The 1,171-nt window shown below is 41.9% G+C and carries 1 protein-coding gene; it reads right to left on the bottom strand.

Features of this window, described 5'->3' with window-relative positions; translation table 11 throughout:
* Nucleotides 1-582 (bottom strand): cbb3-type cytochrome c oxidase subunit I (locus B7Y67_RS18720; RefSeq protein ID WP_293599922.1); only part of this gene is annotated, 582 nt, incomplete at its 3' end.
* Nucleotides 583-1,171: the final 589 nt, after the last annotated feature.

The following is a 1,171-nucleotide window of genomic DNA, read 5'->3' as shown; positions in this document are numbered from 1 at the left end:
CAACAAATACGCAGTGATCAACCAAGTCCAGCAGAACATTGGCATCTTCATCAATGTCATGCCAGGAGCGCGCATGTTCAAAATGGTCACAATGATGTTAATTGAACCCATGATGGAAGAAGCGCCCAACAAGTGAAGTGCAAAAATGGCCATGTCTAAACCTGGGCCCATCTGTGATGTCAGCGGAGCATATAAAGTCCAACCGCCAGCAGGAGCTCCACCAGAAATCTCTTTAACCATCTTTTTTAGCTCAAGCTTAGACTCATCGATTGCAGACTCAATCATGCCAATAACTTCTTTGTGGCTATGACTAATCACTTTAGATACCTTGCCCTGAATAGCGGATACCTCAGATACGGCTACCTGGGCTTCTTCAGCAGTAAATAGCTCCAAGACTTCTTTGACATCTCGAATAGCTAGGATTTGAGCAGCCTTAACTTGCGTGGCAAGTACCGTATCTTTAGTTGCATCATAGTGAATATCAGCTATGGCTTTTGCGTTCTCAATAGCCAGTTGAGCCAACACTTGCGCAGACTCAATCGCTTTGGCTTGGGTTGCAATGAATTTCTCAGTTTGAAACATGGTGACTCTCCATAAGAATAGGCCAGAAGAAATAACAACAAATGCTGTATCTCAAAAGCTTAAATCAGATATGTGAAGTTTTTATGACTAAACCAGACCCAGCTTAAGAATGGGTAAATTGTGGTTTTGTATGATTGCTAGCGTTAGCTCAACTAATAATTGGTGACTTAAATCGATGCTATTGATTCTTGGTGACTTTGGGTTGAAAGCCCAGGCAGGCTATGTTGGTATTTGCCAAAACTTGAGCGTCCGGAGTTGTCTTGGACTTAATTTCATATAGCTTACAGCCATAGGGGAACTTCTTGTCCCAGGTAATGTAGAAAAATTGACATTTTTTACAGTTCATCACTCAACATTAACATTAAGCTTTGGAAGTCTGTAGTTACTGCATTCCAAACAAGCCACCCTAAGGTGGTTTATACATTCTGAGCTTGCTTTTGGGTTCCTCTAGTTGTTGGCCACAATCGTCCCGTCTGAAGCCCTTATTTTGCGGTAAGTGCGCATCATATCCATCATTACAGCGGTACTCCAAGCAAAACAAAAAAGGCTACTCATTGATAGAACCACAGCAAGAATTCGATATCTACTT

The organism is Polynucleobacter sp. 35-46-11, from assembly GCF_002281105.1.
The sequence above is the reverse complement of the archived record's forward strand: the minus strand, read 5'-3'. Positions and strand labels throughout refer to the sequence as shown.